The sequence below is a fragment of the Clostridium sp. genome, assembly GCF_047718555.1.
GTDB lineage: Bacteria > Bacillota > Clostridia > Clostridiales > Clostridiaceae > Clostridium_I.
The window spans coordinates 1-25,998 of the sequence record NZ_JBDNRK010000008.1 but is presented as its reverse complement, the minus strand read 5'-3'; the positions used below and the strand labels follow the sequence as shown (position 1 = coordinate 25,998).

Annotated in this window: 28 protein-coding genes and 1 pseudogene; 10 read left to right on the top strand and 19 right to left on the bottom strand. The window is 30.1% G+C overall.

What is annotated here, in order from left to right:
• Positions 1-93: 93 nt before the first annotated feature.
• On the top strand, positions 94-228 hold the full coding sequence (locus tag ABF633_RS05045; protein WP_415522554.1) for a hypothetical protein: 135 nt from the start codon (positions 94-96) through the stop codon (positions 226-228).
• Between the two features lie 300 nt (positions 229-528).
• Here ABF633_RS05045 and ABF633_RS05040 read toward each other — a convergent pair whose 3' ends face one another.
• Positions 529-2,535, bottom strand: a complete 2,007-nt coding sequence (locus tag ABF633_RS05040) for an ATP-dependent helicase (RefSeq protein ID WP_415522553.1) — start codon at positions 2,533-2,535, stop codon at positions 529-531.
• Between the two features lie 361 nt (positions 2,536-2,896).
• On the opposite strand from ABF633_RS05040, the gene ABF633_RS05035 reads away from it, so the two are divergent.
• Together ABF633_RS05035 and ABF633_RS05030 are read left to right on the top strand one after the other, a co-directional pair.
• On the top strand, positions 2,897-4,384 hold the full coding sequence (locus ABF633_RS05035; RefSeq protein WP_415522552.1) for a nicotinate phosphoribosyltransferase: 1,488 nt from the start codon (positions 2,897-2,899) through the stop codon (positions 4,382-4,384).
• A complete protein-coding gene (locus ABF633_RS05030; protein ID WP_415522551.1) occupies positions 4,365-4,763 on the top strand; it encodes a hypothetical protein in 399 nt (132 codons plus the stop codon). The genes ABF633_RS05035 and ABF633_RS05030 overlap by 20 nt, the downstream gene beginning before the upstream one ends.
• 145 nt (positions 4,764-4,908) lie before the next feature.
• On the opposite strand, the gene ABF633_RS05025 is transcribed toward ABF633_RS05030, so the two are convergent.
• The 5 genes from ABF633_RS05025 to ABF633_RS05005 form a co-directional block, all read right to left on the bottom strand.
• Positions 4,909-6,027, bottom strand: coding sequence for a hypothetical protein (locus ABF633_RS05025; RefSeq protein ID WP_415522550.1), 1,119 nt, complete (start codon positions 6,025-6,027; stop codon positions 4,909-4,911).
• A gap of 340 nt (positions 6,028-6,367) precedes the next feature.
• Entirely contained in the window at positions 6,368-6,493 is a 126-nt protein-coding gene (locus ABF633_RS05020) for a hypothetical protein (RefSeq protein ID WP_415522549.1), read from the bottom strand.
• A gap of 229 nt (positions 6,494-6,722) precedes the next feature.
• A complete protein-coding gene (locus ABF633_RS05015; protein WP_415522548.1) occupies positions 6,723-7,652 on the bottom strand; it encodes a patatin-like phospholipase family protein in 930 nt (309 codons plus the stop codon).
• Between the two features lie 146 nt (positions 7,653-7,798).
• Positions 7,799-8,605: an ABC transporter permease gene (locus ABF633_RS05010; protein ID WP_415522547.1), complete on the bottom strand. Its 807-nt coding sequence runs from the start codon at positions 8,603-8,605 to the stop codon at positions 7,799-7,801.
• On the bottom strand, positions 8,602-9,363 hold the full coding sequence (locus ABF633_RS05005) for an ABC transporter ATP-binding protein (protein WP_415522546.1): 762 nt from the start codon (positions 9,361-9,363) through the stop codon (positions 8,602-8,604). The genes ABF633_RS05010 and ABF633_RS05005 overlap by 4 nt, the downstream gene beginning before the upstream one ends.
• 353 nt (positions 9,364-9,716) lie before the next feature.
• On the opposite strand from ABF633_RS05005, the gene ABF633_RS05000 reads away from it, so the two are divergent.
• The gene (locus ABF633_RS05000) at positions 9,717-9,899 is read left to right on the top strand and encodes a hypothetical protein (RefSeq protein ID WP_015616410.1); all 183 of its coding nucleotides are present in this window, start codon (positions 9,717-9,719) and stop codon (positions 9,897-9,899) included.
• Between the two features lie 181 nt (positions 9,900-10,080).
• On the opposite strand, the gene ABF633_RS04995 is transcribed toward ABF633_RS05000, so the two are convergent.
• Complete coding sequence (locus ABF633_RS04995; protein WP_415522545.1) at positions 10,081-12,369, bottom strand: hydratase; 2,289 nt, start codon at positions 12,367-12,369, stop codon at positions 10,081-10,083.
• Between the two features lie 359 nt (positions 12,370-12,728).
• On the opposite strand from ABF633_RS04995, the gene ABF633_RS04990 reads away from it, so the two are divergent.
• Positions 12,729-13,598 carry a LysR family transcriptional regulator gene (locus tag ABF633_RS04990; protein WP_415522544.1) on the top strand — a complete coding sequence of 290 codons (870 nt, stop codon included), beginning with the start codon at positions 12,729-12,731 and terminating at the stop codon, positions 13,596-13,598.
• Between the two features lie 29 nt (positions 13,599-13,627).
• On the opposite strand, the gene ABF633_RS04985 is transcribed toward ABF633_RS04990, so the two are convergent.
• A complete protein-coding gene (locus ABF633_RS04985; protein WP_415522543.1) occupies positions 13,628-13,804 on the bottom strand; it encodes a hypothetical protein in 177 nt (58 codons plus the stop codon).
• 26 nt (positions 13,805-13,830) lie between these two features.
• Complete coding sequence (locus ABF633_RS04980; RefSeq protein ID WP_415522542.1) at positions 13,831-14,400, bottom strand: phosphatase PAP2 family protein; 570 nt, start codon at positions 14,398-14,400, stop codon at positions 13,831-13,833.
• Between the two features lie 448 nt (positions 14,401-14,848).
• Here ABF633_RS04980 and ABF633_RS04975 point away from each other — a divergent pair, with 448 nt between their 5' ends.
• Complete coding sequence (locus ABF633_RS04975) at positions 14,849-15,628, top strand: transglycosylase domain-containing protein (RefSeq protein ID WP_415522541.1); 780 nt, start codon at positions 14,849-14,851, stop codon at positions 15,626-15,628.
• 212 nt (positions 15,629-15,840) lie between these two features.
• Here the strand turns inward: ABF633_RS04975 and ABF633_RS04970 are convergent, their stop codons facing one another.
• The 4 genes and pseudogenes from ABF633_RS04970 to ABF633_RS04955 form a co-directional block, all read right to left on the bottom strand.
• Positions 15,841-16,524 (bottom strand): polysaccharide deacetylase family protein, encoded by a 684-nt coding sequence (locus tag ABF633_RS04970; RefSeq protein WP_415522540.1) that lies wholly within the window; start codon positions 16,522-16,524, stop codon positions 15,841-15,843.
• A 310-nt stretch (positions 16,525-16,834) separates the two neighbouring features.
• Positions 16,835-17,635, bottom strand: coding sequence for a hypothetical protein (locus tag ABF633_RS04965; RefSeq protein ID WP_415522539.1), 801 nt, complete (start codon positions 17,633-17,635; stop codon positions 16,835-16,837).
• Between the two features lie 234 nt (positions 17,636-17,869).
• Entirely contained in the window at positions 17,870-18,034 is a 165-nt protein-coding gene (locus ABF633_RS04960; RefSeq protein WP_415522538.1) for a hypothetical protein, read from the bottom strand.
• A gap of 659 nt (positions 18,035-18,693) precedes the next feature.
• Positions 18,694-19,337: pseudogene (locus tag ABF633_RS04955) on the bottom strand (sulfite exporter TauE/SafE family protein).
• Positions 19,338-19,767: 430 nt separating this feature from the next.
• Here ABF633_RS04955 and ABF633_RS04950 point away from each other — a divergent pair.
• The 4 genes from ABF633_RS04950 to ABF633_RS04935 all read left to right on the top strand — a co-directional run bounded on the left by ABF633_RS04950 (position 19,768) and on the right by ABF633_RS04935 (position 21,557).
• Complete coding sequence (locus ABF633_RS04950; RefSeq protein WP_415522537.1) at positions 19,768-20,283, top strand: DUF2127 domain-containing protein; 516 nt, start codon at positions 19,768-19,770, stop codon at positions 20,281-20,283.
• Positions 20,284-20,470: 187 nt separating this feature from the next.
• Positions 20,471-20,656, top strand: coding sequence for a hypothetical protein (locus ABF633_RS04945; RefSeq protein WP_415522536.1), 186 nt, complete (start codon positions 20,471-20,473; stop codon positions 20,654-20,656).
• A gap of 15 nt (positions 20,657-20,671) precedes the next feature.
• Positions 20,672-21,325 carry an NAD-dependent epimerase/dehydratase family protein gene (locus ABF633_RS04940; RefSeq protein WP_415522630.1) on the top strand — a complete coding sequence of 218 codons (654 nt, stop codon included), beginning with the start codon at positions 20,672-20,674 and terminating at the stop codon, positions 21,323-21,325.
• A gap of 13 nt (positions 21,326-21,338) precedes the next feature.
• Positions 21,339-21,557: a glycosyltransferase gene (locus ABF633_RS04935; RefSeq protein WP_415522535.1), complete on the top strand. Its 219-nt coding sequence runs from the start codon at positions 21,339-21,341 to the stop codon at positions 21,555-21,557.
• A 315-nt stretch (positions 21,558-21,872) separates the two neighbouring features.
• On the opposite strand, the gene ABF633_RS04930 is transcribed toward ABF633_RS04935, so the two are convergent.
• The 6 genes from ABF633_RS04930 to ABF633_RS04905 all read right to left on the bottom strand — a co-directional run bounded on the left by ABF633_RS04930 (position 21,873) and on the right by ABF633_RS04905 (position 25,795).
• The gene (locus ABF633_RS04930; RefSeq protein ID WP_415522534.1) at positions 21,873-22,895 is read right to left on the bottom strand and encodes an ABC transporter substrate-binding protein; all 1,023 of its coding nucleotides are present in this window, start codon (positions 22,893-22,895) and stop codon (positions 21,873-21,875) included.
• 144 nt (positions 22,896-23,039) lie between these two features.
• On the bottom strand, positions 23,040-23,462 hold the full coding sequence (locus tag ABF633_RS04925; RefSeq protein WP_415522533.1) for a PPC domain-containing DNA-binding protein: 423 nt from the start codon (positions 23,460-23,462) through the stop codon (positions 23,040-23,042).
• 194 nt (positions 23,463-23,656) lie between these two features.
• Positions 23,657-24,064 carry a hypothetical protein gene (locus ABF633_RS04920; RefSeq protein WP_415522532.1) on the bottom strand — a complete coding sequence of 136 codons (408 nt, stop codon included), beginning with the start codon at positions 24,062-24,064 and terminating at the stop codon, positions 23,657-23,659.
• A gap of 62 nt (positions 24,065-24,126) precedes the next feature.
• Positions 24,127-24,951 (bottom strand): MBL fold metallo-hydrolase, encoded by an 825-nt coding sequence (locus ABF633_RS04915; RefSeq protein ID WP_415522531.1) that lies wholly within the window; start codon positions 24,949-24,951, stop codon positions 24,127-24,129.
• Between the two features lie 79 nt (positions 24,952-25,030).
• The gene (gene ndk / locus ABF633_RS04910; RefSeq protein WP_415522530.1) at positions 25,031-25,444 is read right to left on the bottom strand and encodes a nucleoside-diphosphate kinase; all 414 of its coding nucleotides are present in this window, start codon (positions 25,442-25,444) and stop codon (positions 25,031-25,033) included.
• A gap of 129 nt (positions 25,445-25,573) precedes the next feature.
• Positions 25,574-25,795 carry a hypothetical protein gene (locus ABF633_RS04905; protein WP_415522529.1) on the bottom strand — a complete coding sequence of 74 codons (222 nt, stop codon included), beginning with the start codon at positions 25,793-25,795 and terminating at the stop codon, positions 25,574-25,576.
• Positions 25,796-25,998: the final 203 nt, after the last annotated feature.

The window sequence follows — 25,998 nt, the reverse complement described above, 5'->3', positions numbered from 1 at the left end:
GAGAGTGGCGTTAAGTGACCAATTTTTGCAAATAATCAATTTACTTATTGGCAATGTATAGAAAAAATAAGAGCATACTAAGGAGGAAAAAACGTGTTTAGAATAATACATGGAATTATATTTATATTCTTTTTAATATTATTGCTTAGAATTACAGTAGTAGCAATAAAATTTTTACTTTTTATTGGAATTGTAGCATTGATATATAATTTTATTAGAAGAAAGTAGTAATATCTAAAAATCACATAATTATAACATAATTATTTTATATTTCTTCCACATTTTATTGATATTATTTAATCATACCCCATTTAAATATATTTTCACATAAACAGAGTTCTAGATATCAGGTGGAGTTTTTATTCCACCTGATGTCTAGAAATCGTTATCCAGGGACGTAGCCACTCTTTACTCCCACTTTGAAAAAGATAGGAGTATTAGAGTGGGTAGTCATCGGATAAACTTGAAGTTTCTATTCATTGTAGGGAATAACCCTTATGCTTTGGAGTGGCATGAGGGTTATTCCTATTAATGAACCTTATCAATGAGCCTATTATTCCCCAGGATGACAGCATCAAATTTTCTATTTACTCCATCAGAAAATTCAATTTCTATAATTTTGCTATCCAAAAATATTATTTTACCCTCTCCAAAGGACATATGCTTTACCTTGTCGCCTACATTGAAGCCTCCATTACAATCTTCATTACAATCAAGCTCACATTCCTTTATAAATCTTGAAGGTTTTTTATCTTTACCCCTTATATCCCTGCTAAAGCATATCCAGAGATTATCAATAGCTCTTGTTATACCCACGTAAAAAAGTCTCCTCTCTTCCTCTATATTATCCGGCAAGCTATTTTTATGGGGTATATTTTCTTCACAGCAATTTATAATAAATACATTTTTGAACTCCATGCCTTTTACGCCATGTATAGTACTGAGTATGATACCATCCTTTTTAGTCTCTTTTCTATTATTTTTTAATGTCTCCCCTACTTCCTCTACATGAGCCAAAAACGTAATTATAGCATTATATCCCTCTGCCGCTTTTTTAAATTCCTCTATTATATCCTCCAATTCCTGAATTTCAAGCTTATATTTTTTAGCATACTCCACAATATAATCCCTATATCCCAGTTCAATTACTACATATTGTATAGCTAGGCCTAAAGACATTTTATTAAGTTTTTGAATATCTCTCTTTAATTTGTCTATGTTTTTCATCTGATAAACTGGCAAGTCCTCTATGTTTTTCAGTACTTCAAACATATCTTCCTTATACTCATGTTTTCTCAATATATCTAAATTTGACTTTCCAATATATCTAAAGGGTTTATTTATTATCCTTAAAAAGGCCTCTTTATCACTGCTATTAATACTGAGCTTTAAATAAGAAAGTATATCCTTGCATATGAAGTGCTCAAAAAAATTATACTCTTTATCCAAAAGTCTGAAAGGTATATTCTTTCTTATAAAATTATCTATTAAACTTCGACTTTCCACATTAGTTCTGTATAGAATGGCAAAATCCTTAAATTGCAAATTGTTTATAATTTTAAGCTTTATAATATTTTCAGATACATCCTCTGCCTGAGAATTTTCATTTACGTTATTTAATATGCTGATATTTCCCTTTTCATTTTTATTGGCCTTTATGTTCTTTTCATTTCTCATAATATTATTTTTTATGAGATTTTTTGATATGTTAACTACATTACATACGCTTCTGTAATTTATATTCAAATATATCTTTCTACCCTGATTAAATATCTTATGAAAATCTACCATGCAATCTGGTCTTGAGCCTCTAAAACCATATATACACTGGTCCTCATCTCCCACTGCATATAAATTATTATTTTCATTTAAAAGCTTAAGCATTTCTATTTGAAGAGAATCGCAATCCTGAAACTCATCCACCAGCATATATTTAAATAAATTTCTATAGCCCTTTAAAAGCCTTTCATCTTTTTTAAATAATTCCAAACACTTTAGCTGTAAATCATCAAAATCCATAAGGTTTTTTTCAAATTTATAGCTTTCATAAGCATCATAACACTGTTTAAAAATAGATTTTTCAATAGATGGTATAAATTCTTCAAAAGAATATCTGAAATTTTTATATTTAGAGATATCATTTATTATTTCCCTTAATTTATCCTCACTTACTTCATCCATATAGGGTTCAAGAACCTTTTTTACTACTCTATAACCTTCATAGGCTTGTATAATATTTATGGAATCGCAGTGTCTTCTCAAAATTTTATAAAAAAGGCCGTGGAATGTACCAAAAAATGGTTCTCCAATATTATTAAATAAAGCATTATATCTTTGTTTCATATTTAATGCAGCAGCTTTTGTAAAGGTTATAATAATAATATTTTCAGGTTTTACAGCTTTATTTTTTATGAGGTATGCCGTTCTGTTTATTATAACTGTAGTTTTTCCAGAGCCCGGTGCTGCTACAATTAATACATTATTATATTCTGTAGTAACTGCTTCTAATTGATTTTTATCTAAACTATACTTCATCTTTAATTATTACCCCCAAAGTAACATATAATATTACCAATAAAAGCTAAACCGAGTTCTTGGCATAAGATGGAGTTATTATTTCACCATCTCCTTAAAAGCCATTATCTATGTACCCATTCCCCCTTACTCCTATTCTGAAAATATAGGAATATTAAAGTTAGCAGTCTATGATAAACAGCAAAGCTATTGTATAAAAAATGATTAGGTATTACAATAAATATAATTCTATTATAAATTAAATATAATTGTGTTTAGCCTATAATAGAAAATATAAATCTAAAAAATTATTTATTTGAATATACTTATTATACATTATATACAAATTTATATTTATTTAAAAAGATAGGAGAAATTTTTTATGGAACTTACTAAAAATTTTGATGTGAGAAATGAAAGAAATCTCACTATGCTTGTTGACTTCTATGAACTTACCATGGGTAATGGTTACCTTAAAAACGGTGTAGGAGATAAAATAGCTTATTTCGATATGTTTTTCAGAAAAATACCAGATGGCGGTGGATACTGTATTATGGCTGGTGTCACACAGCTAATTGAATACTTATCAAATCTTAAATTTAGTAAAGACGATATAGATTATTTAGAATCCAAGGGCGGATTTTCCGAAGATTTCTTAGATTATCTTAGAAATTTTAAATTTAGCTGTGATGTATGGGCCATACCCGAGGGCAATCCAGTTTTTCCAAATGAGCCCTTAGTTACAGTTAGAGGACCAGCTATACAGGCTCAATTTGTAGAGACTATGATACTCTTAACTATTAATCATCAAACCCTCATAGCTACCAAGGCCAATAGAATATGCAGAGCTGCTGCAGGAAGACCTGTAATGGAATTTGGTTCAAGACGTGCTCAAGGCTATGATGGTGCCATCTACGGATCACGTGCTGCTGTTATTGGAGGATGTAGTGCTACCGCTTGTACAATATCTGAGGAAATGTTTGGAATACCAGCTATAGGAACTATGGCACATTCCTGGGTTCAACTTTTTGATAGTGAATATGAAGCCTTTAAAGCCTGGGCAAAGGCATATCCAGAAAATTGCCTGTTACTAGTAGATACTTACAATGTATTGAAATCAGGACTTCCAAATGCCATAAAGATTTTTGATGAAATTTTAAAACCACTGGGTATAAGACCTAAGGGAATAAGAATAGACAGTGGAGACATAACCTATCTTTCTAAAAAATGCAGAGAAATACTTGATGAAGCTGGTTACAGTGATGCTAAAATAACTATTTCAAATTCTTTAGATGAACACATAATAACAGATGTTTTAGTTCAGGGTGCCTGCATAGACAGTTTTGGAGTAGGAGAGAGATTGATAACTGCAAAATCTGAACCGGTATTCGGAGGAGTATATAAGCTATCTGCTGTAGAGGATAAAAATTCTATTATACCTAGGATAAAAATAAGCGAAAATGAAGAAAAAATTACCAATCCAGGTTTTAAAAAAATATATAGAATATTTGATAAATCTACAGATAAGGCACTAGCGGATTTGATTACATTGCATGATGAGACAATTGATGAAAATAAAAGATTAGAAATATTTAATCCAACTTATACATGGAAAAAGAAAAAATTAAAAAATTATTATGTTAAAGAATTGATGGTTCAAATCTTTAAAAATGGGGAAGCTATTTATGAAAGTCCCAGCGTAAGCGAAATAAAAGAATTTGCTAAAACAGAAACTGATAAGCTTTGGCCTGAGGTTTTAAGACTTGAAAATCCTCACACTTATTATGTGGATTTATCCAATAAGCTGTGGGATTTAAAACAAAGCCTATTACATTCTTATTCAGATATATATGAAGAACAAGGAGAATGAAATGAATATTACCCCTAAAATAGAAATATCGCAGGAGGCATATAAAAATTTACTTAATCTTTTATTAGTGCATAAAGAATATAACTGTGTAAGATTTTCCTATGTGAGTTCCTGCTGTAAAAGTGCTCGGGTTGATATAATTTTAGATGAGCTCAATGAGCATGATTTTATTCAAAAATATAATGATATTCCCATTGCTTATTCTAAAGAAATAGTGGATAAAATCAAAGGTATAAATTTAATATATAAGAATTCTACCTTTATGTTAAAATGTGTACCTTTTGATAATAGTTTAGCCAGCTGCTCTAAAGGTGGATGCACCAACTGCTCTGGCTGCTCTGAAAAATCTAACAATCAGTGTGCTCACAAAGATAAATAATCTATATAATACACTGTATACTGACTAATCATTTATTTGAATGTACCTTAAAGCCTGGATTAAATAAATTGTTAAAATATTTAATCCAGGCTTTAAATTATTGTGTACTATTCATATCTTAAATTTAAACTCTTTTTTCCTTCATTTACTTATTCTCTGGTCTTGGATAAGGAGATTTATTTGTCTTTATAATATAGAGAACAGCTAAAATTACTATAACGGCTATCATAGAAAATCCTATAATTTTTTTCTTTACTGAGCTATCAGGCGCATTTGCTTCCAGGGCCTGATAATTATAAACTACATTATATGGACCAAAATATCCATAATTCTCACTATTATTTTTGTCTACTGCTTTATAATGTATATACCATATACCATTTTTATCAAATTTTAAAGGAGCAGAATATTTGACCCATTTTTCATCAGGATTTACATTTTTATCTTTAGAAATTACATAATAAATTTCTTTAAAGTTTGGATCGTCACTGGTAAGCTTTATTTCATTAGACTTATCATTTAGATTTACATTACCTTTATCCAAGTTAGCTTTAATTAAAAGTAAATTTGAATTTTTAGCTGCTTCCTCAGTATTACTTTGATTATTATTGCTTGATGTAGCTGGTTGCTCAGCTGCATTTTCAGCTTGCTTATCTTCATTTAAAATATTTTCATTAGTATCCTTAGCTTTCGATGTTGAAATACTACTGTTAGTGCTTGTACTGTTTTTGCTAGTTGAGGTACTACTTTGGGTCCTGCTTTTTCCAAAGGTACTAGTGTTAGAACTTGTTGTGGAACTTGTGCTACTTCCAGAAACACTTGTCCTATTTTCTACCGAAGGACTTGGAACCGTGGATTGCGTAGGTGCTGCTGGCGCTACTGGTACATTAGGTTCTGCTGGTGCTGTTGGCTGTGTTGGCTCCACAGTACTAGAGTTATCCTTACTTACAGTTTCACTAGAATTATTTTCATTTGTACTTTCAGAGGTTCCATTACCTGTTGATGAGGCATTATCCGATATATTTCCACTATTGGCCGTTTCCCCCGATGTATTGCCAGTATTTCCCACTGAAGTTTCTGCTGAAGCTGCACTGCTAGAATTATCTCCTGCTTCCAGCAATATTACATTTGTGGTATCCTTTAAGACATACTTATGTATTAAAATGTCTTCAAATTGTTTAAAAGAATTAAAATTACTACCTGCAATATTTATGGTCAATAAAACAGTAAAAATCATTGGCATTAATTTTATTTTTTTCTTCATTGTTAATCCCCTCATATCAATACTTTATCTTATGCTTAGTCATTATTTATGTAGTTATTCATATTTTACATTTTTATATACTAAGTGTCAATTGCTCCAATTTTCTAATATTGCATCCATTACAGTCCAAATTATTATCCAAGTAGTATTTTACCTGATTAATTCATCCGATAACTAGCCACTCTTTACTCCCACCACTTTTCATAAGTGGAAGTAAAGAGTGGCTACAGCCTTCAGATAACGATTTACCCTAAAGGACAACAATTTCTAAGTATCATAAATACTAATATTAAGAGCTCTGTTTAAGTAAAAATAATAAAGGGATAGATTGTGTTAAAATCTATCTTTCCCCTTTTATCACTCCAGGAGTTGTGTTCTTTTTAATATCATCTTCATGGACCTCCTGCGGCTTTGACATCTTCATAGCCTGTTTTCTTGTTTTCTTTTTACCAACTTCATGAGACATAAAATCACTTCCTCTCTATTAATATTTTTACCGATGAAAATGATTTTATTCCTATAAACAGAATTCTTGGCATCAGGTGGAGTTTTTTATTCCATCTGATGCTTAGAATTCGTTATCCAGGGACTTAGCCACTCTTTACTCTCATTTTAAAAAAAGTAGAGAGCAAGTAAATCACTTTTACAGAATGCGATGGGAGTATTAGAGTGGCTAGTCATCGGGAAAAAAATTTTCACATTCTGTATCTTAAAATATACTCACCAAAGTTCCAGCTATCTAAAAAAACTTTAGTACTATTATAGCCTGAATGATACAATTCCATAGTCTTTTTTTTTGATATGGCAAAATCTGTAGCATTTACTCCCATTGTGGGAATATTGATAGTTCTTACTGAATCCTTGTCTGCCACATAAACTTCTTCATCTCTGTCAAAAGCAGTGTTGATTACATCAATAGAATAAGATATCAAATTTTTTTTACTTTCCGCTATATTTTTTTTGAAATGATTTTTTCCAGAATCATTTGTCAGCTTAAATCCAAAAGTCGGCCATTTTGGGGCAGTATCGCTGTCAAATACCCAGATTGGGAAATTACTTATAAGTCCCCCATCTACAATATAATCTATTTTATCATCGTATTCCAGCTTTACAGGTTTAAAGAAAAAGGGAATGCTGCAGCTCATTCTAACTGCTTTTGCAATACTAAATTCTCCTGGATTAATACCATATTTTTTTAAATCATCTGGCAAAATTAAAATGCTTCTCCTAGTAATATCTGCTGCAATAATTTTCAGCATAATGCCTTCTTTTTCAATATCCTTAAATTTAGTCTTTCCCTTTTCCCATAATCTTTCAAACATCCAGTTTTCTATTACCCTGCTGCTATATACACCTAAATCATTAACCAGTTGAAATACATTTCCTACCACAGGAATATCATTTAAAATATTTTTCTTCAAAAGTTTTGTGTAACTCATATTTATCATAATTTCTTTTAATTCTTTTGCTGTATAGCCTGCAGCTAAAAGAGCCGCCACAATTGATCCAGCAGAGGTTCCAGCTAAATTTTGCCATTTATATCCATTCTCTTGAAGACAGTCTGCTGCCCCTACAAAAGCTATACCTTTCACGCCTCCTCCTTGGAATACTGCATCGAACTTCATAATACAATCTCCTTATATAATTAATTTATCAGCGAATTTAAATACTATTTACAATAATGTATAATTTACCATTTTAAAGCATATTCAAATAACAGTCTGTCAGTATATTAGACTATTTTTATTACTATTTCTTTAGTTGAACTTAATTACTTCTGAAATTTAGCATTTATTTTGTTTTCTATTAATGATACAATTTCATACATTATATAAGCCAAAAATGCAAGAACTACTATACTCATCATCACCATGTCAAGCTGAGATATTTGCCCTCCATAAACTATTAAAAAACCTAATCCTTCTTTAGCTACAAGAAATTCTCCCATTATTACTCCTACCCAGGAAAGACCAACACTAATCTTCAATGCTGAAATTATAGTAGGTACAGAGGCAGGAATTATCAAATTGGAGAGTATCTGCCATTTACTTGATCCAAAGGTTTTTAAAAGTTTTATCTTATCCTCATCTACCTGCCTAAAGCCCTCCAAAATACTTATTATAGTAACTACAATAGATATCAAAAGAGCAATTACAATTATAGCTTTTATTCCATTTCCTACCCAGAATATTATAATTGGAGCTAAAGCCACTTTAGGAAGTGCATTTAATACTACTAAGTAAGGGTCTAAAACTCTAGAAACGAAGTTAGACCACCAAAGTAAAACTGCAATGGCTGTTCCAAGCACTGTTCCAATAGTAAAACCCAGTACTGTTTCCATACAAGTTATTCCAATATCCTTAAAAAGTGTTCCTTCATTATATATGGTTATAAGACTCTTAAAAGCTCTTGAAGGTGTACTTATGAGAAAGGGGTCTATCCATTTAAAATCGCCTGCTGCTTCCCACAATGCAAATATTCCAACCAGTATCAACAATCTTGTTATAAAAACCATAACATTCTTTTTTTTCATTTCTTTTATATACTCTATATGTTCACTGCTGCTTGCCTTAATCATTTAAACTCAAGCTCCTTCCAAATGATATCAAAATATTCTCTAAATTTTGGATGATCTCTTCTATTTAAGGGTGTAATTGAATCATCTAAAAAATCTATACTGATATCTTTTTTTATTTTTGCAGGCCTTTTGGAAAAGACTATTACTCTGCCCGACATAGAAATTGCCTCAGAAATGTCATGAGTAACCATTATAGCCGTTTTATTTTCCTGCTTTATTATTTTAAAAATTTCATCGCTGGCTTTTAACCTGCTTTGATAATCTAATGCAGAAAAAGGTTCATCTAAAAGAAGTACTTCTGGATTAAGTGCTAGAGTTCTGATTAACGCTACTCTTTGACGCATACCCCCTGAGAGTTCACTGGGATGATAATTTTTAAATTCTTCCAACTTATAATTTTTAAGCAATTCTTTAAGGTTTCTTTTAGAGTTATCTGTCAATTTATGCTGTATTTTTAAGCCAATACACACATTATCCCACACTGTCAGCCATTCAAAGAGATGATCTCTTTGAAACATATAACCTATTTTTGTTGTTAATCCCTGAAGCTTTTTACCATCCACAAATATATCTCCTCCAGATGGTTTTACAAGTCCACATATTATATTAAGTAAAGTAGATTTTCCACAGCCGGAAGGTCCTACAATGCTTAGAAACTCACCTTTTTTCAAGCTGAAGCTTACATCACTTATTGCCTCTGTTTCACTTTTCATGGAGTGATAATTCATAAATATATGTTTTACATCAATTTTGTTCATTTTTCATCCCCCACATTATACTGATATACTATTATATGAGAAATGTATATATATTGTGTAATTTAAAAACCATTACAAATATAATTCAGATATTTTTAATGACTACAATATATTTTTCACAATTTTTGTAAATGCAAAATAAGTCGTTTATTGCCTTATGTGAAAACAATATTGAAAGCTTAGCAATAGAAATTCATATTCATTACAATTTTTTTATTAAATATATAATGTATTTATAATTTTTTTATTAAATAACGTTTACATCAATAAAAAGTATAAATTCGCACTAGTCAAAATGTTTTTAATATAGTAAAATAAAATAAAATATAAAAACTAAAGGAGTGCATTGAAAAATGGACAAAACAACAAAATTAGAAATTAATGAGCATTATGGAGATAGCGTAGAAGCTCTAGAAGATAATGGATATGAAGAAGTTGAAGATGGTGTATTCTCTAAAAAAGGTAAAAATTACAAAGTCGTTAATGTAGAGAGCTTTAATACTTGGATCTACAATATTACACTAGAAGAAGTTTAAACTGTACTTAAAAAAGTGAAGGAATAAAAAATCCTTCACTTTTATATATTATATCACCTTTTATTATAAACTCACTACTTAATTCAATCTATTAGAATAAGATGAATTAAATGTTTTTTCCATAAAATTCACTGAAAAAAATTGCACCCAGAAGGTGCAATTTTGGGTAATATCATCACTATTAACTTCTATTATAATTAATTAAGCATCCAGATAGTAGAATATCAGTCTCATCCTTAGATAATTTATCAATTTTTAAAGTGATTTTTTCCACTTTATCTCCTATTACATAGGCATCCATTTCTGATAATTTGTCTGAAAGTGCTTTTCTTATATTAGGTACAAATATAAAGTCATCACATTCAAACTTAGGTTCATCATCCATAATAAAAGGAAGTATACCCCAGTTAATCAAATTAGAACGATATCTCTTTGTAGCATATTCCTTTGCAATATTTGCATAACCACCTAAAACTTTCTGACAGCTTGCAGCCTGTTCACGGGCAGAACCATCTCCAGGTTTTATGGCATATATTACACTACCGATTCCTGTATTTTCTAGATTTATATCTTTAAAGCTTTCCTTAATTGTATTAAATACCTTCTCTAAATCCTTATTTTCTTCAAAAGGCTCTTTGCCAGTAATTCTTGCTTCTTCTGACTTATGGATCTGCTTAGCCTTTCCTACATATTCAGGGTCCTTACGTGATAATGTAAACTCTGCAAGTCTTAATGGATTTGAACGATATGCAGAAGTATCTCCGGAAGGTATAAGTTCATCTGTAGTAGTTACAGGATCCTTTATTACAGAGGCAACCTTTAAAATTAAATTATCTGCAAGTGCTGGAACCACAGGCCAATCCTTTATATTAGGTCCAAGTCTAAGTTCTTTTTCAGCATTTGGCTTTTCAAAGGCGCTATATACACGATCATCATATATTTTCTTGTTGAAATAATATTTAGGTATATCATATTTAACATCTTCTATATCTGTAGCTGCTGTCAAGAAACCTTTATTAACTGCTGTAGCTGCAATAGAACGTGCATCCATTAAGGCTACATAGGAAAGCTGTCCTTCATTTGGTTTTGAACCTTCACGATTAGGGAAATTTCTTGTAGTATGTCTTATGCTAAGTGAATTATTTGCAGGAGTATCTCCACCTCCAAAGCATGGTCCACAGAAGGCAGTTTTAAGTACTGCACCAGAATTCATGAGTTTTGATGCTAGTCCATTTTCTACAAGTTCATAATAAACAGGCTGACTTGACGGATAAACGCTAAGTGCAAATTCATCATTTCCAATGGAGTGTCCATCAAGTATACTAGCAGCTTCACAGACATTTTCATAGTTACCGCCGGCACAGCCTGCTATACATCCCTGTTCCACATATAATTTGTTATCAACTATCTTGTCTCTTAAAGAGAATTTTAAATTTTTGTTTCCCACTTGTTTCTGACCCTGTTTTTCTACTTCTCCAAGAATATCATCAAGATTTTGATTTAGCTCTTCAATAGTATATATATTGCTTGGGTGGAAAGGCATTGCAATCATTGGTTTTATTTCTGATAAATCTACGCAAATCATTCCATCATAATACGCAACTTCTCCAGGGTTTAACTCTGCGTATTCATTTTCTCTACAGTGCACTGTTAAATAGTCTTTTACTTTGCTATCAGTTTTCCATACGGAACTAAGACATGTAGTTTCAGTTGACATAACATCAATACCAAGCCTGTATTCTACTGATAGATTATCTACACCAGGTCCCACGAATTCCATTACCTTATTTTTAACAAAACCATTTTTAAATACCTGACCGATTATTGCAAGGGCAACGTCCTGAGGTCCTACACCCTTTTGTGGCTTTCCTGTTAGATATACACCCACAACTTGTGGAGATTGTACATCATAAGTTTTTGAAAGCAGCTGCTTTACAAGCTCTCCTCCACCTTCTCCGATTGCCATAGTACCTAACGCACCATAACGAGTGTGACTGTCAGATCCTAAAATCATTTTACCGCATCCAGCCATCATTTCACGCATATACTGATGAATTACAGCAAAATGGGCAGGTACATATATTCCACCATATTTTTTTGCAGCAGAAAGTCCAAATAAATGATCATCTTCGTTTATAGTACCACCAACAGCACAAAGACTGTTATGACAGTTAGTAAGCACATAAGGTATTGGGAATTTTTCAAGTCCACTGGCACGGGCTGTCTGTATAATACCTACAAACGTAATGTCATGAGAAGCTAATGCATCAAATTTAAGCTTCAAATTTGTATCATCACCAGAAGTGTTATGTTTCTGCATAATTGAATAGGCAATTGTATTCTTTTTTGCATCCTCTAAAGAACATCTACTGCCAAATCTCTCTTTAAGCTTTGCATCAGATTGCCTATTGTTAAAATAGATCTCATTTCCATTTACTAAATATGCACCTTCATCATGTAAAGTAATCATTAGTATTCCTCCTAAAATCTCTAATTTTTATATACTAAAATTATATCCCAAGTAATGTGAAACTATTATTTACAATTCTCCTCTAAATTTAGACATTATATTAGATAATTCTAAATTTTAAATACTTATTAGTATTTTTTATGTTCCAGTGTGCAAAAACTATCTTTAGCAATTCTAAAATATTTAGAACATTTGCAGAAAGACATACAAAACATTTTGGGATATATTTTCATATAAATAAAAAACTTTTCTTTAAGTATACATATGTATTTATTATATATCTTGAATTCCATAATGTACAATAGTATTATTTTATTAAAGGTCATAACTAAAAGTAATGGATGAAAGGATAATTTACTATGGATGAGAAAGATTATGAAGTAATTCTATCGTTATATAATTTAAAAAACATGACTAAAACTTCAAAAAAATTATTTATGACTCAGCCTGCACTTACAAAGCGAATTAAAAAAATAGAAAAAATCCTTGGAATCCAGCTGCTAATTCGTTCCAAGCAAGGGGTAATATTTACTCCTGAAGGTGAAAGCATAGTTCCCTATATAAGGACTATGACAAATACTCTGAAACAAATGCGTCAGCATATAGATTCTAATCACGGCATTATAGGCGGAAGTTTAAGCATTGGAGTATCTTTAAATTATTCTCATTATCGCCTGCCTGAAACTCTGAAAAATTATATGCAGTCATTTCCAAATGTTGATGTAAGCATAATTACTGATCAAAGTAAAAACCTATACAACATGCTTGAAAATGATGATATCTCCATTGCAGTTCTAAGGGGAGAATATAAATGGAACCAAGGGTTAATACATTTATGTACAGAACCCATGTGCCTGGTATGCAGCAATGAAAACTCAAAACGTCCTCTTGATTCCTATCCATACATAGGCAGACACACTGATAGTATTCTTCATGGAAAAATTCAAACTTGGCTTCTTGAAAATGGATTATCCACGGATAATACAAAAATCTGGATTGATAATATTGATACCTGTGTAGAAATGGCAAAGCACGGGCTTGGATGGGCAATACTTCCAAAGATTTGTCTTGAAAACTTTCATGGATACGTGAAAAATCTTTACTTTACAGATGGTACTCCTTTTACCCGCAGTACTTATATTTTGTATAAGGATCTTTACTATTCACTGCCACAGGTTAAATTATTTATAGAATATTTGTTGAATAATGAGAGAAATTATGAAAAATAGATATTCAATGAAAAGTAGTCCACTACGTTTCACCTGATTCTAATAGCTGAACCTCCATCATTTATTATAATGCCCTTATAGTCACCACATTTTTGTTTTTCTACATTAACAACACTATATCCAATTACAGGATAAGTATCAGCCTCTTTTTCCTTTGTAACAAAGTCACCCCCCCACTCATCTTTCCTAACCTCTTTTACATCCATAATAAGTATATATAATCGCCTCTTTTTTACACAGAAATTATAATATCTTCTTGATTTACTCTATTAAACATATAAATTATTATTCTACTACATATTAATCCTAGAATAATACCAGCTAAAACATCTGTAGGATAATGAACATATAAATACAATCTTGAAAAGGCTATTAAAAAAGCTAATGTGAAAATTTCAAGTGTATAATTTTTGAAATACTTTGCTAATACTCCTGCAGCTGCAAATGAAGAAGCAGCATGTCCTGATGGAAAAGAATAAGATAACGGTTTTGAAATCAAAAGATTAACCGCCGGTATATCTGCTGAAGGTCTTGCCCGCTGAACAATATGTTTTAATATCCCATCTCCTAGCATTGTACTTAATAATAAAGCTCCTAAAGTCATAAAACCTATATTCCTGTATTTTTTATTAATCATTAATAAAATAGATATTATAATCCATATGATTTCCCAATTACCTAAAGAAGTTATAATAACCATAGTCCTATCCATTATATGTCCATGCATATTATTCTCTATATACAAGAGAATAGAATTATCAAGATTCTGTATTAATGACATCATCTTCTTTATTGCCTCCATTTTTCTTTTCTCTATCAAATATAACTATTCCTATAATAATAGATATTATTATAGCAGCAATTAAATTTGCTTTCTTAAGATATTCTTTTATAAATATCTTTGATATAATGTTTTTTCATTATGGATACTCAAGATTAAAATTACATTAAATTAAAAGCTATTATAAAAACTAAAATGTTAAACAAAATATATGCAAAAAATTCTTTTAACATTTTTTAAGCTAATTTTAATCTTACATGTATTTAATATAAATATAACAGATTGAAATTGAACTTATGTGTAATAGAATAGTAATTATTTATAATGGCAATCTTATTAATTATGGTGAACAAGTTCAAGTTATAAAGAACAAATATAATTCTTTATAGCACTTCTATATAAAACAAACAGAATGATATTTCCACAATTTTACAAAAGAGAAATTTAGTTTTACGAAAGGATACTTTAAATGAAAAAGAAAAAAACTAAGGTGAAAAAATCAATAATGCATTTATTTCTAAGTATTTTTACATTGCTAATCATTTTCAGTGGATTTATTTATCTTAAATATTGGCCAACTGTTACATATTTATATAAAGATGCAACTATAAAAGTAAATAATTGTTCAGAAGATACTTTTAAAAATAAAGCAAATTCTTTAAATAATATTAATTCATCATATTTACAATCTAATCAAATTCCCACTTATGTAAAAAATGCTTTTGTTGCTATTGAAGATACAAACTTTTATAAACATGGTGGAGTAAGCATAAAAGCTGTTTTTAGAGCCATGTATTCGTTTTTTGCTAATGGTGGAGAAATAACCCAAGGTGGGAGTACTATTACCCAACAATTGGCAAGAAATGTATTTTTAAATTTTGATAAAAGCTATGATAGAAAGTTAGAGGAAATGTTTATTGCCATTAAATTAGAACAAAAGTTCTCAAAAGATCAAATATTAGAGTTTTATATTAATGATATTAATTTTAGTAACGGTGCTTATGGAATTAATCCAGCTGCCAGAAAATTTTTTAACAAAGACTGTCGTCAACTAAATCTCTCACAATTATGCTTATTAGTAGCTATACCTAATAATCCTGAATATTATGATCCAATAAAACATCTGAATAATACTTTACAGCGAAGAAATTTAATATTGGAAAAAATGAAGGAAAACAATTATATAACAGATGAACAATATAACAATGCTATTAATTATAAAATAGTATTAAATCTTAGTAAAAACTAAAAAACTAACTTAAGTCAAAAGTTCATTATCATCATACATTTTTTATGGTCTGCCAATTTAATATCTTGAGTCTTCTGCAGTATTTTTCTAATTATTTATCACATAGCTACAGATGATTCAAAACAATTTAAATTATCATAAGGCCTAATACCATCGTGAGTGTCATAAAATTTAAAGCTTATGTTTTTTACTCCACGTCCATTTTTATATAGTTAATAATTAGAAAATATTTCATTAATCATAACGAACCTATAACCATTACTTTTTAAATAAGGCAAAGCAAATTTTAAAGCATTAATTGTTTTTAATGGAGATTGCTGAGCACCTCTTCCATCATGTAATAATACTATATCTCCAGATTTCACATTGTTAATAAGTTTATTTTTAATATAATCTACAGTTACCCATCTGCTCCAGTCCATAGCATGTATTGACCATAGTACAACTTTCAAATTATTTATTTTAGCATAATAAAACGTTACAGGATTAAACATACCCCAAGGCGGTCTAAAAAATTTAATTTCTAACCCGAGTTCATTCATTATTTTTATTGATTTTAAAAAATCTTCTTCAATTTTGTTAGGAGATCTAAAGATAGCATTTATATGTTTTAAAGAATGAAGTCCAATATAGTGTCCTTCCTCTTCAATACGTTTAATTATTTCTGGATATTTTTGTGCTTTTTCCGCAAGAACAAAAAAAGTACATTTTACATTATTCTGTTTGAGTACATCAAGTAAATCAAGAGTATATCTTGGATCTGGTCCATCATCAAAAGTAAGAGCAACTACTTTTTCTTTCGATGAAACTTTTTTTATTATTTTTTTTGAGAATTTTCTATAATACAAATTAGGTAATATAACATATACTACTATACAAAAAATAAATAAATTCATTTCTCACACGTCTTTCTATCAATGTCCTATTATTTTTTTTAATAACATTAAAAATTGTATCTCTCTAAATTAAATACTTTTTATCTTTCCATAAGGTTCTCTTACTTCATTAAGCCATTACAGGTTTACCCGTTTCAACTATTATGTAGGATGCATAAATACTAGCAGTTGGGGTTGCTAAAAGATACTTTTGATTTCTATTATTCTCTTCTAAAAATAGATACATAGGAAAATATGTATAATAAGTTCATAAGAAAGAATGTTCTATAGAAATGGCAAACACGATAAAATTTTTAATAGAATATAAAATTTAATATTGAATCTTATCATCCTCATCAATAGCTTTGACATCCCTGTGGGTAATCACCAAGTAGCCAACAAGACAAAGGATAATAATTGTTAATCCCAAGCTAACTGCTCCAGTTCCAAGTCCAAGACCGCCGCGATTATAGGGAACCCCTATCCAATCTGCAAATGAGGCACCTAACGGGCGTGTAATTATGTAGGCAAACCAGAATGTAAAAATTTTATTAAAATCAAACAGCCAGTAGGCAAAAGCCGGGATAGCAATCAAGATGGCAAACAGCACACCTGAAAAGAAATACCCTAAGTGCATAGTTGCCGCAGTCATGTCCCCGGCAGCCGTTCCCAGTGCGAATGTGGTCAGTATAGTGGCCCAATAAAAAAGCTCACGACGGCGAGTGTAGATGCTATGCATAGACAGAGTCTTCTCATTCGCATACCAGGTTACAAAGATAATTGCCAATACCACCACAAATAATATAGTTGAAACAATATATGGAATGCCAAACCCAACGTGCAAAACATCAGCAGCCATTGTACCAAAAACACTTACCATAACGACATTTAGCCAGTAGATCCATGCTACATATCGGCGTTCTAAGAACTGCAGTACTAACGAGGCTACTAGACCAATTCCTGCGAGAGCTACCGCAATCACCGGATCTATCTGGTGGGCTAAATAGTCGGATGTTACCTCACCCATTCCAGTAGTTAACACTTTAATAATCCAAAAGTAGACCGTAATTTCTGGAACCTTAGTAAAGACGCGCTGTGTGTTATTCATGGTGTCAGATAAAGGTTTATTCATATGCTATTTCCTCCAATTGCATTCATTAATTTGTACACTGCAAAGTCCACACTAGATTTGGGCGGTATCCAAAAATAACGCAAACTTATTTCTACTCTTGTTAATGAACAATAATAGAAAATTTGAGGTACTTGTATTTGATTTAATATTTCTCTATTGTATTATAAAAGCCCTGATTTTTATAAAATATAATTTCTATGACAATTAAATAAAGCATTTTATCATTAATCGTTGCTATAGTGACATGAAATTTTCTAATGAATCATTTTTATAATGTGGTATTGATATCATTCTAGGATCTATATCTGGTTTAATACTTCCATATCTAAAACCATTAAAATTTATCATGATATTAAAATTTTCTTGGATGACTTTGTTAATATGCTTAGCTATTAACATATGAGTTTGGATAAACATAGACCAACATCTCCTGTCCTATTTTAAATATTCCATAACATTTCATTTAAAAACTTAATCATAGTTTTAGATAAATCTTTTACTTCACTTTAAGTATTTTTCATTATGCAAATATTATTTTTGGCTGCGTATAAGTCTTATAAATTACTACACACAGAAGATATAGCATGGTTATATTTCAGATATTTATCTACTCCATAAAGGTTATAGTACTCATTATCATCCTATATTTTTACTAATATGTTTGTTTTCCTCTTTCTAATTACATCTTTAATTTATTTTAAGAACAACAAAAGTAACGGTATTTCTGCCAGTGCTAAGTCTGAATGTGTTTTTTATCTATAAATGTATGTTGCCAATATACATTTCTATATTGATATTTCTAAATTAAAATTTCATTAAAATTACTGGCTACAATGTAGATATTATTTTAAATATGTATTAATATTCTTTTAACATAGTAAAAACAAGTCGTAGTGTATCTGGTTTAATAGACACATTTTTAACATTCTGTTCTATAAGATTTACATCAGTTCAATAGAAAAATGATTTAATATTTTCAGCCGCTGTTGCATCTATAGCAGGATCTGTATTGGGGATAGTAAATTCTACTGCATTAATGCTTATTACAGGAGGTATCATTATATCACAGCACTTTGTAAAGTCTTTTCATTAACCTTGTTAGCATAACGAGAACCTAAAATTCCACCTAAGACTGCTCCCACAGCTAAGAAGCTACCTAATGTAAGGCTGATATTACCTCTAGCCGCATAACCTACAGCAGAAGAAAAAGCCGTTACAGACATTATAAGAGTAGAAGTACCTATAGCTTTATGAAGTGGAAATGACATTAATATTATTAAAGACATAAGTATCATAACTCCACCACCAGCTCCAAACAGTCCACTTAATATTCCTATACCTAATCCTGTTATTATAACTACTAATATTCTTTGCCATTCTCTTTTAAAATGAATAAATCCTCTTACAGTATCCAATGAATTATTTTTCTTTTTAAAGCTATTATAAAACATCGATAGACCTCCAATAACTAAAAAAATTCCAAAGCTAGAGGATCCATTTTGTTTGCAAATGATGCACCTAATTGAGCTCCAATAACAGAAGCTAAAGCTATCCAAACACCTGATTTAAGGTCTATATTGCCATTCTTGTAGTAAAAATAAGGTACAGTTAAAGAAGCTATAACATCTACAAAAAGGCTTGTACCTATTGCGGTATGAACAGCAACTTTAAAGAACATAGTTAAAATAGGAACTATAATCATAACTCCACTAGCGCCTATAAGACTTGTCATACCGCCAGTGATAACACCTATACCTATTGCTAATAAATAAAATATTAAATTCATAAAAATATGTCTCCTCCGCTGTTTCTAATTATGATTGTGATTCACTTAAAGTAATTTGTACGAAAAATATTTATTAAAAATACTCGTTATATTGTAATATTTTATAGGGCTTACTTAATTTATGCAGAAATTATATTATACTATTCTTTTCAATCCATTATTTTATATGAAAAGAATTAATAAATTAGAGTAAAAGAAAGCCTGCCGCATAAAAAAGTATATTTCAATGTTACCAAAATTTTAATGATAATTTAATGATATTTTAATGAATTCTTGGTAAAACATGAATATCAAATAAGTAATATATTAAAACTAAAGTTAAATATAATGTTGAGGAGAATAAATAATGATGCTTAACAATGAGCTATTAGAAAGTAAGAAAATCAATAAAGAAAATGATATACTCCATAAAAGTTTTGAAATCGGAATATTATTAAAAGGAATTGATTCAATACTACAAATTACAGGTGGAATCTTACTGACATTCTTAAATCCACATAGAATAAGTAGAATAGTTGTTTTATTAACGCAGCATGAATTATCAAAAAATCCAAGAGATACCATTGCAAACTTTATTGTAAAATCAAGTTTAGGATTTAATTTAAGTGTTCAACATTTTGCTGTCTTTTATTTGATCTCTCATGGGATGATAAAATTAGTTCTTGTTATTTTGTTATGGAATAAAAAGATGTTCGCCTATCCACTTACTATATTTTCTTTAGCTCTATTTATTATATATCAAATATATCATTATACAATTAGGCATTCGCTATGGCTTATTGTATTAACAATTTTTGATATTGTAATGATAATATTAACACTTATAGAATACAACCATATTAGGGATAAAATCGTTGAATAATTAACTATTTATTTAATAAAAAAGCCACTTATTCAACATAACTTTAATATAATTTTAATCTTCATGAAATATAATAAAAAAAAAGAGTAGCGATAAAATGATTAGTTTTACAAGTAATATCACTATTGAATAAAACATATCTATGGTAAACATAGATAATATAGATGGAGGAAGATAAGGTAAAGTTATGAATATAATTGTAGCAGGAGGAGATGGATTTTGCGGCTGGCCAACAGCACTCTATCTTTCAAAGCAAGGACATGCTGTAGCCATTGTAGACAATTTAGTGAGAAGGAAGATCGATAAAGAATTAGGTTCTAACTCTTTAACACCAATAGCCTCCTTAGAAAAAAGAGTAGATAAATGGAAATAACTTACAAAAAATAAAATAAAAATCTACATAGGTGATTTAAATCACTATGATTTTTTAAGTGAGGTATTCCGTCAAGTTAATCCAGGGGCCTTCATTCACTTTGCAGAGCAACGTTCCGCACCTTATTCTATGATAGATAGAGAGCATGCAGTTTATACTCAATCTAACAATGTATTAGGAAATCTAAATGTACTATATGCAATCAAGGAATTTGCTCCTGACTGTCATCTAATTAAACTAGGAACCATGGGTGAATATGGGAATCCAAATATCGATATAGAAGAAGGGTTTATTGAAATAGAGCACAAAGGTCGTAAGGATAGATTGCCATATCCTAAGCAGCCAGGATCGTTTTACCATCTATCAAAGGTTCATGACAGTAATAATATTATGTTTGCATGTAAAATTTGGAATATACGTGCTACTGATTTAAATCAAGGTATAGTATATGGGTTACGTACTGAGGAGACCATGATTGATCCGATTTTAAATAATAGATTTGATTATGATGGGGTTTATGGCACAGCCTTAAACAGATTTCTAATTCAAGCAGCAGTTGGATATGATTTGACTGTATATGGTAAAGGAGGACAGACAAGAGCATTTTTAAATATTGAGGATACAGTAAGATGTATAGAAATAGCTGTTAATAATCCTGCTAAAAATTGAACAGGTTAGACATATGGAGAATGGATTAATCTTTCAAAATGAGGATTTGAAAAGCATAAAAAATGCAATAAAGCTGTTAGATGACAAGGAACTGTTACAAACTATGAAAAAGAATGCTCGGCAAGAAGCTGAACAAAATAGCTGGGATAAAGCATCACAACATTTATTGGATTTTTACTATAAAACTATTTATATGCACAATAAGCTTTTTCAAAAAAAGAGTACATTTTAGAATCAAGTATTCTCTTTGAATCGTAATATTACTATTGTTTTTATTTTTGTAGAAATTTCAATTAAATTTTAATAAAGTGCTAACAAGATTTTATATTTATCTATAAATTGAAGTATAGTAAAATATAAAGAATTAATACTATATATCATTGAAATATAGCAGCGCACCATGAAAATTTATTAATCTCAACAAATTTTCATGGTACTCTGTTTCATTATCTATAAATTTATCCAGCAAAACTTGTATCTATATAAACCCTATAATAAATACATCAATAAGATGTACACCTCATTTGAAAATATATCATGAAAGCATTTACTTAATCTCTTTCACAGCCTTCTTAGCAAAGTCAGTATTTACAAGCTTATTAAATGCTGGTCTCTGTTTAATCAAACTGCTTTGATATCCTTGAATTATATCCATAAGTCTGTTTATATCTGCTTCCTGTATTACAGGATTTGGTGCATAGGCATTTACAGCTCTATAGTTTTTAACATTTTGTTCTATAAGTTTTACATCAGTTCCAGGGAAAAATGATTTAATGTTTTCAGCTACCGTTGCATCACTATTGCTATTCACCCATTTCTGCCCTCTATAAATAGCATTTGTGAATTTCTGAATTACATCTGGATTTTTATCCATATAGGATTTTGTTGTAAAATAACAGGTGTAAGGTATAGGTCCTGCAGAAGCTCCAACAGAGGCTTCAATATATCCAGAATTACTCTGTCTTAAAATACTTGCTGTAGGTTCAAAAAGTGCCACGTAGTCACCAGTTCCTGCTTTAAAGGCACCTGCAGTAGCAGTATAGTCTATATTGGTTATTATATTCACATCTTTTTTAGGATCTATACCATGATTTTTAAGCACATATTCCAGTGTCATCTCTGGTACTCCCCCAGGTCTTCCACCAATAATGGTTTTACCTTTAACAGAACTCCAATCAAAATTTTTCTCGTCTTTTCTACCCACTAGGAAAGATCCGTCTCTTTGAGTAAGCTGTGCAAAAACTACAGGATAGTCTTCTTTATTTTGATTTTGAATGTAAATTGACTGTTCCGGTCCACAAAAACCTATGTCTGCACTTCTGCTTATTACCTGCTGCATGGTTTTATCTGCCCCTTGGCCAGTACTAATCTCAATATCAAGTCCTTCTTCTTTAAAATATCCCTGACTTATGGCAGCATACATAGGAGCATAGAATACTGAACGAGCTACTTCATTTAATCGTACTTTTTTAAGGGAAGTTTTATTGCTGCTGCCGCAGCCTGTGAAAATCCCTGCAATTAAAATCATAGATAAAAGCAAAGTACAGAAATAAAATATCTTTTTTTTCATAGCTACCTCCTTGGCACGATAAAGAAATACCCAGTCATTATATTTATTTAATACCTTTGACTTATTAATCTTCTTTAATGCCCAATTTTAAATTCATTGTTATATACTATGAATTTAAGGCAGCTTTTGATACAAAAATTTTTATTAGAATTTAAATATATTAATTTTCAAATCCGGATCCTTGTCTCTTCCAACTTCAGTTTCTATTTCATCTATAAGTATTTCGGAAGTTATACTTACATAGGCACTTTTTACATGTCCTGCATGAGCATTGCACTGTATATCTGCAATAGTTGCATGTAAATGTATATAGATATCCTCATCATCTAGAGTTGTAATATTGCCCATAAGAGATGTAATTTCAAAATCACCTGAAAAATCTCTTAAATTATAGGCTTTCTTTTTAACATCAAATACACCTAATTGTATCTTATCAGTAGCTCCAATTCCGCTTATAAAGGCACATTTTATATTATTGTCTTTAGAGAATTTTTTTAATGTAGAAATAATTTCCTCTCCCTTATCAATTCTCACTATCCACTTATTATCAACTTTCTTGAATTTCAAACTTTATCCCCCCAAAAATATATTAGGCATATGAAAATTAATAGTAAGTCAAAGATGCGACGAATATTTTGAATCCAACAAGGAAGCAGGTTCCGAGGATAGTTGTACTATCTGAGGGTTCTGCTGACGCAGTAGGATTCAAAATAGGATAGCATACTGACTAGTTATTTATTTGAATATGCCTTAATATAATATCAAAAACTTCCGTCCCATTTTTCAGTTCTGGATTTTATAATACTTTTCATCATATTAGACAGTTTTGTAGTAATAATACCTTTATTAAATACTTCATCTACTTTCCTGCACTTTACTTCTATTATACTATCCTTGAGCTGTTCTTTAGTGATGCCATTTTTTTTAGCTAAGTCAAAGGCATTTTCCCCTAAAGCTTTTGATTTTTGAATCTCTTCTTTACTAAAACCTAAATCTTTTTCTAAAACAGTTTCTATAGATAGTATAGGATGAACAAAACCTCCAGCTGATAAATTATGATTTTTAGATAAAACATCTCCTCTGTTACTATAATTCACTTCTCCATAGACAGGAATTATTGTATTTAACATAAGAAATAAAAATAAAATTGTAACTAAACTCTTTTTCACTATTGTTACCTCCCTTGGAATATATTAAATATTATTAGGAAGATAACAAATTTTTATACTTTTTATATCTTTACAGTCTCACCTATATCAATAATTTTTATTGTACTATCATTTATCTTATTTAAGGTATTTTCAGTTTCCCTATCTTCATCCTGAGCTAGAATATAAGTTTTATAATGAATTGGTATCATTATTCCTGAATTCATCATTTTAAACATTTCATAGCTTTGCATAGGTGTACAATGCATTTTTGTAAATTCATCAGGTTTATAGCATCCAACCGGCATTATGGCCGCATCTACAGTGATTCCCTTGTATATATCTGTAAAGGCTGTGTCCCCTGCAAACAATACCTTCTTATCCCTATGCTGTACTATATAAGAATTGCTGTTTCCAAAGCCAAAGCCAGGATATCTTCTTCCTACATGATTTGCCTCTATAGCTCTAATTGTAATAGCTTTATCCTTGTATACCTCACCTGCACTTAAAGTATGCACATTCTTAAAGCCTAACAGCCTGAGCATGCTTTTTATTCCCTTAGGAACAATAATTGTAGCTTTTTTGTTCAGCTTATTCAGTGCTCTATAATTTAAGTGATCCATATGTCCATGACTTATAAGTATATAATCCAGTTTATTAATATTACTTAAATCTATGGATGGATCTACAAGTCGTTTTAGGTGTCCAAGATTTCCCATCACAGGATCTGTTAAAAAAACTTTTCCATACATATTTATAACTGTAGTAGCATGTCCTACCCAATGAATAGAATTTTCTATAATTGGAGCAGCTTTAGGAATTCTCCTTGGAACTCTATATACTCTTAAATTACGTTTATTAAGTTCATACATATAACCAAACATTTTAATAATTCGGGGCTTTTTCATATTTATTACCTCCAAATATCTTCAAAAATAAAAAAGTAAAGGCATTATAAAATACCTTTACTTTATTCTAATATTATCTCTAACAAATTTCAAACTCTGGAAACCATATTTTTATTTCCCTTTCTGCATTTTCCATATTATCTGATGCATGAACCAAATTTTTTGTAGTGTCACTGGCATAAATGCCTCTAATGCTTCCCATAGGTGCAATTTTAGGATCTTTATTCCCATTAATATTTCTCACAATAGTTATTGCATCTCTACCCTCTATCACCATAGCACAGAGTTTATCCTCTGTTATATATTCAATTAATTCATTAAAATATTGTTTTCCCTTGTGCTGGCTATAATGTTCCTCTGCCAATTCTCTATTAATCCTGAGCATTTTCAAAGCAATTATATTGAGATTTTTTTTCTCATAAAAGCCTATAATTTCCCCAATAAGTTTTCTTTTAACTCCATCCGGCTTAATTAATACCAGAGTCCTTTCCATAATACACAACCCCTTACTTTAGGAACATTTAAATAAATAACTAGACTATTTATTTTCATATGCCTTAATAAATGAATCTTCTAAAAATTTAGAGGTTTTTATAAAAATTCATATATGTTTATTAATTTTTTATAGATATCCTACTTTTCTATATTCCTCATCAAAATCTAAGATATCCTCCTCGGGATTTACATAATAATTATAATCCATCCTTCTCACTTTACTGTTAACGTTTCCTTTAATTGATTTAAAAGGACACTCCCCTTTTGTATCCTCAAAATTATAAAATGCACAATTTTCAAAGCACTCTACAATTCCATCATGAGTACTTAAAAATGGACATTTGACCATAATAACAACCCCTCCCATAAATAATGATAATGTTTACATTGATCTTTTTTTCCATTATAGCTTATTATGATAGAAAAATAAATAGTTTTTACTGAAATGATAACAATTAACAGAAATTTAAAAAATATTTTTTACTTTATACCTTTAATTACATTCATAAAGTATGAAAAAATGTTTAAACATTTAAATTAACTCTTTTAAAT

Excerpts from the sequence above, each read along its gene's own strand:
- ABF633_RS05040 (WP_415522553.1), bottom strand. The coding sequence starts at position 2,535 with ATGAAGTATAGTTTAGATAAAAATCAATTAGAAGCAGTTACTACAGAA.
- ABF633_RS05035 (WP_415522552.1), top strand. The coding sequence starts at position 2,897 with ATGGAACTTACTAAAAATTTTGATGTGAGAAATGAAAGAAATCTCACT.
- ABF633_RS05030 (WP_415522551.1), top strand. The coding sequence starts at position 4,365 with ATGAAGAACAAGGAGAATGAAATGAATATTACCCCTAAAATAGAAATA.
- ABF633_RS05025 (WP_415522550.1), bottom strand. The coding sequence starts at position 6,027 with ATGAAGAAAAAAATAAAATTAATGCCAATGATTTTTACTGTTTTATTG.
- ABF633_RS05020 (WP_415522549.1), bottom strand. The coding sequence starts at position 6,493 with ATGTCTCATGAAGTTGGTAAAAAGAAAACAAGAAAACAGGCTATGAAG.
- ABF633_RS05015 (WP_415522548.1), bottom strand. The coding sequence starts at position 7,652 with ATGAAGTTCGATGCAGTATTCCAAGGAGGAGGCGTGAAAGGTATAGCT.
- ABF633_RS05010 (WP_415522547.1), bottom strand. The coding sequence starts at position 8,605 with ATGATTAAGGCAAGCAGCAGTGAACATATAGAGTATATAAAAGAAATG.
- ABF633_RS05005 (WP_415522546.1), bottom strand. The coding sequence starts at position 9,363 with ATGAACAAAATTGATGTAAAACATATATTTATGAATTATCACTCCATG.
- ABF633_RS05000 (WP_015616410.1), top strand. The coding sequence starts at position 9,717 with ATGGACAAAACAACAAAATTAGAAATTAATGAGCATTATGGAGATAGC.
- ABF633_RS04995 (WP_415522545.1), bottom strand. The coding sequence starts at position 12,369 with ATGATTACTTTACATGATGAAGGTGCATATTTAGTAAATGGAAATGAG.
- ABF633_RS04990 (WP_415522544.1), top strand. The coding sequence starts at position 12,729 with ATGGATGAGAAAGATTATGAAGTAATTCTATCGTTATATAATTTAAAA.
- ABF633_RS04985 (WP_415522543.1), bottom strand. The coding sequence starts at position 13,804 with ATGGATGTAAAAGAGGTTAGGAAAGATGAGTGGGGGGGTGACTTTGTT.
- ABF633_RS04980 (WP_415522542.1), bottom strand. The coding sequence starts at position 14,400 with ATGGAGGCAATAAAGAAGATGATGTCATTAATACAGAATCTTGATAAT.
- ABF633_RS04975 (WP_415522541.1), top strand. The coding sequence starts at position 14,849 with ATGAAAAAGAAAAAAACTAAGGTGAAAAAATCAATAATGCATTTATTT.
- ABF633_RS04970 (WP_415522540.1), bottom strand. The coding sequence starts at position 16,524 with ATGAATTTATTTATTTTTTGTATAGTAGTATATGTTATATTACCTAAT.
- ABF633_RS04965 (WP_415522539.1), bottom strand. The coding sequence starts at position 17,635 with ATGAATAAACCTTTATCTGACACCATGAATAACACACAGCGCGTCTTT.
- ABF633_RS04960 (WP_415522538.1), bottom strand. The coding sequence starts at position 18,034 with ATGTTAATAGCTAAGCATATTAACAAAGTCATCCAAGAAAATTTTAAT.
- ABF633_RS04950 (WP_415522537.1), top strand. The coding sequence starts at position 19,768 with ATGATGCTTAACAATGAGCTATTAGAAAGTAAGAAAATCAATAAAGAA.
- ABF633_RS04945 (WP_415522536.1), top strand. The coding sequence starts at position 20,471 with ATGAATATAATTGTAGCAGGAGGAGATGGATTTTGCGGCTGGCCAACA.
- ABF633_RS04935 (WP_415522535.1), top strand. The coding sequence starts at position 21,339 with ATGGAGAATGGATTAATCTTTCAAAATGAGGATTTGAAAAGCATAAAA.
- ABF633_RS04930 (WP_415522534.1), bottom strand. The coding sequence starts at position 22,895 with ATGAAAAAAAAGATATTTTATTTCTGTACTTTGCTTTTATCTATGATT.
- ABF633_RS04915 (WP_415522531.1), bottom strand. The coding sequence starts at position 24,951 with ATGAAAAAGCCCCGAATTATTAAAATGTTTGGTTATATGTATGAACTT.
- ndk (WP_415522530.1), bottom strand. The coding sequence starts at position 25,444 with ATGGAAAGGACTCTGGTATTAATTAAGCCGGATGGAGTTAAAAGAAAA.
- ABF633_RS04905 (WP_415522529.1), bottom strand. The coding sequence starts at position 25,795 with ATGGTCAAATGTCCATTTTTAAGTACTCATGATGGAATTGTAGAGTGC.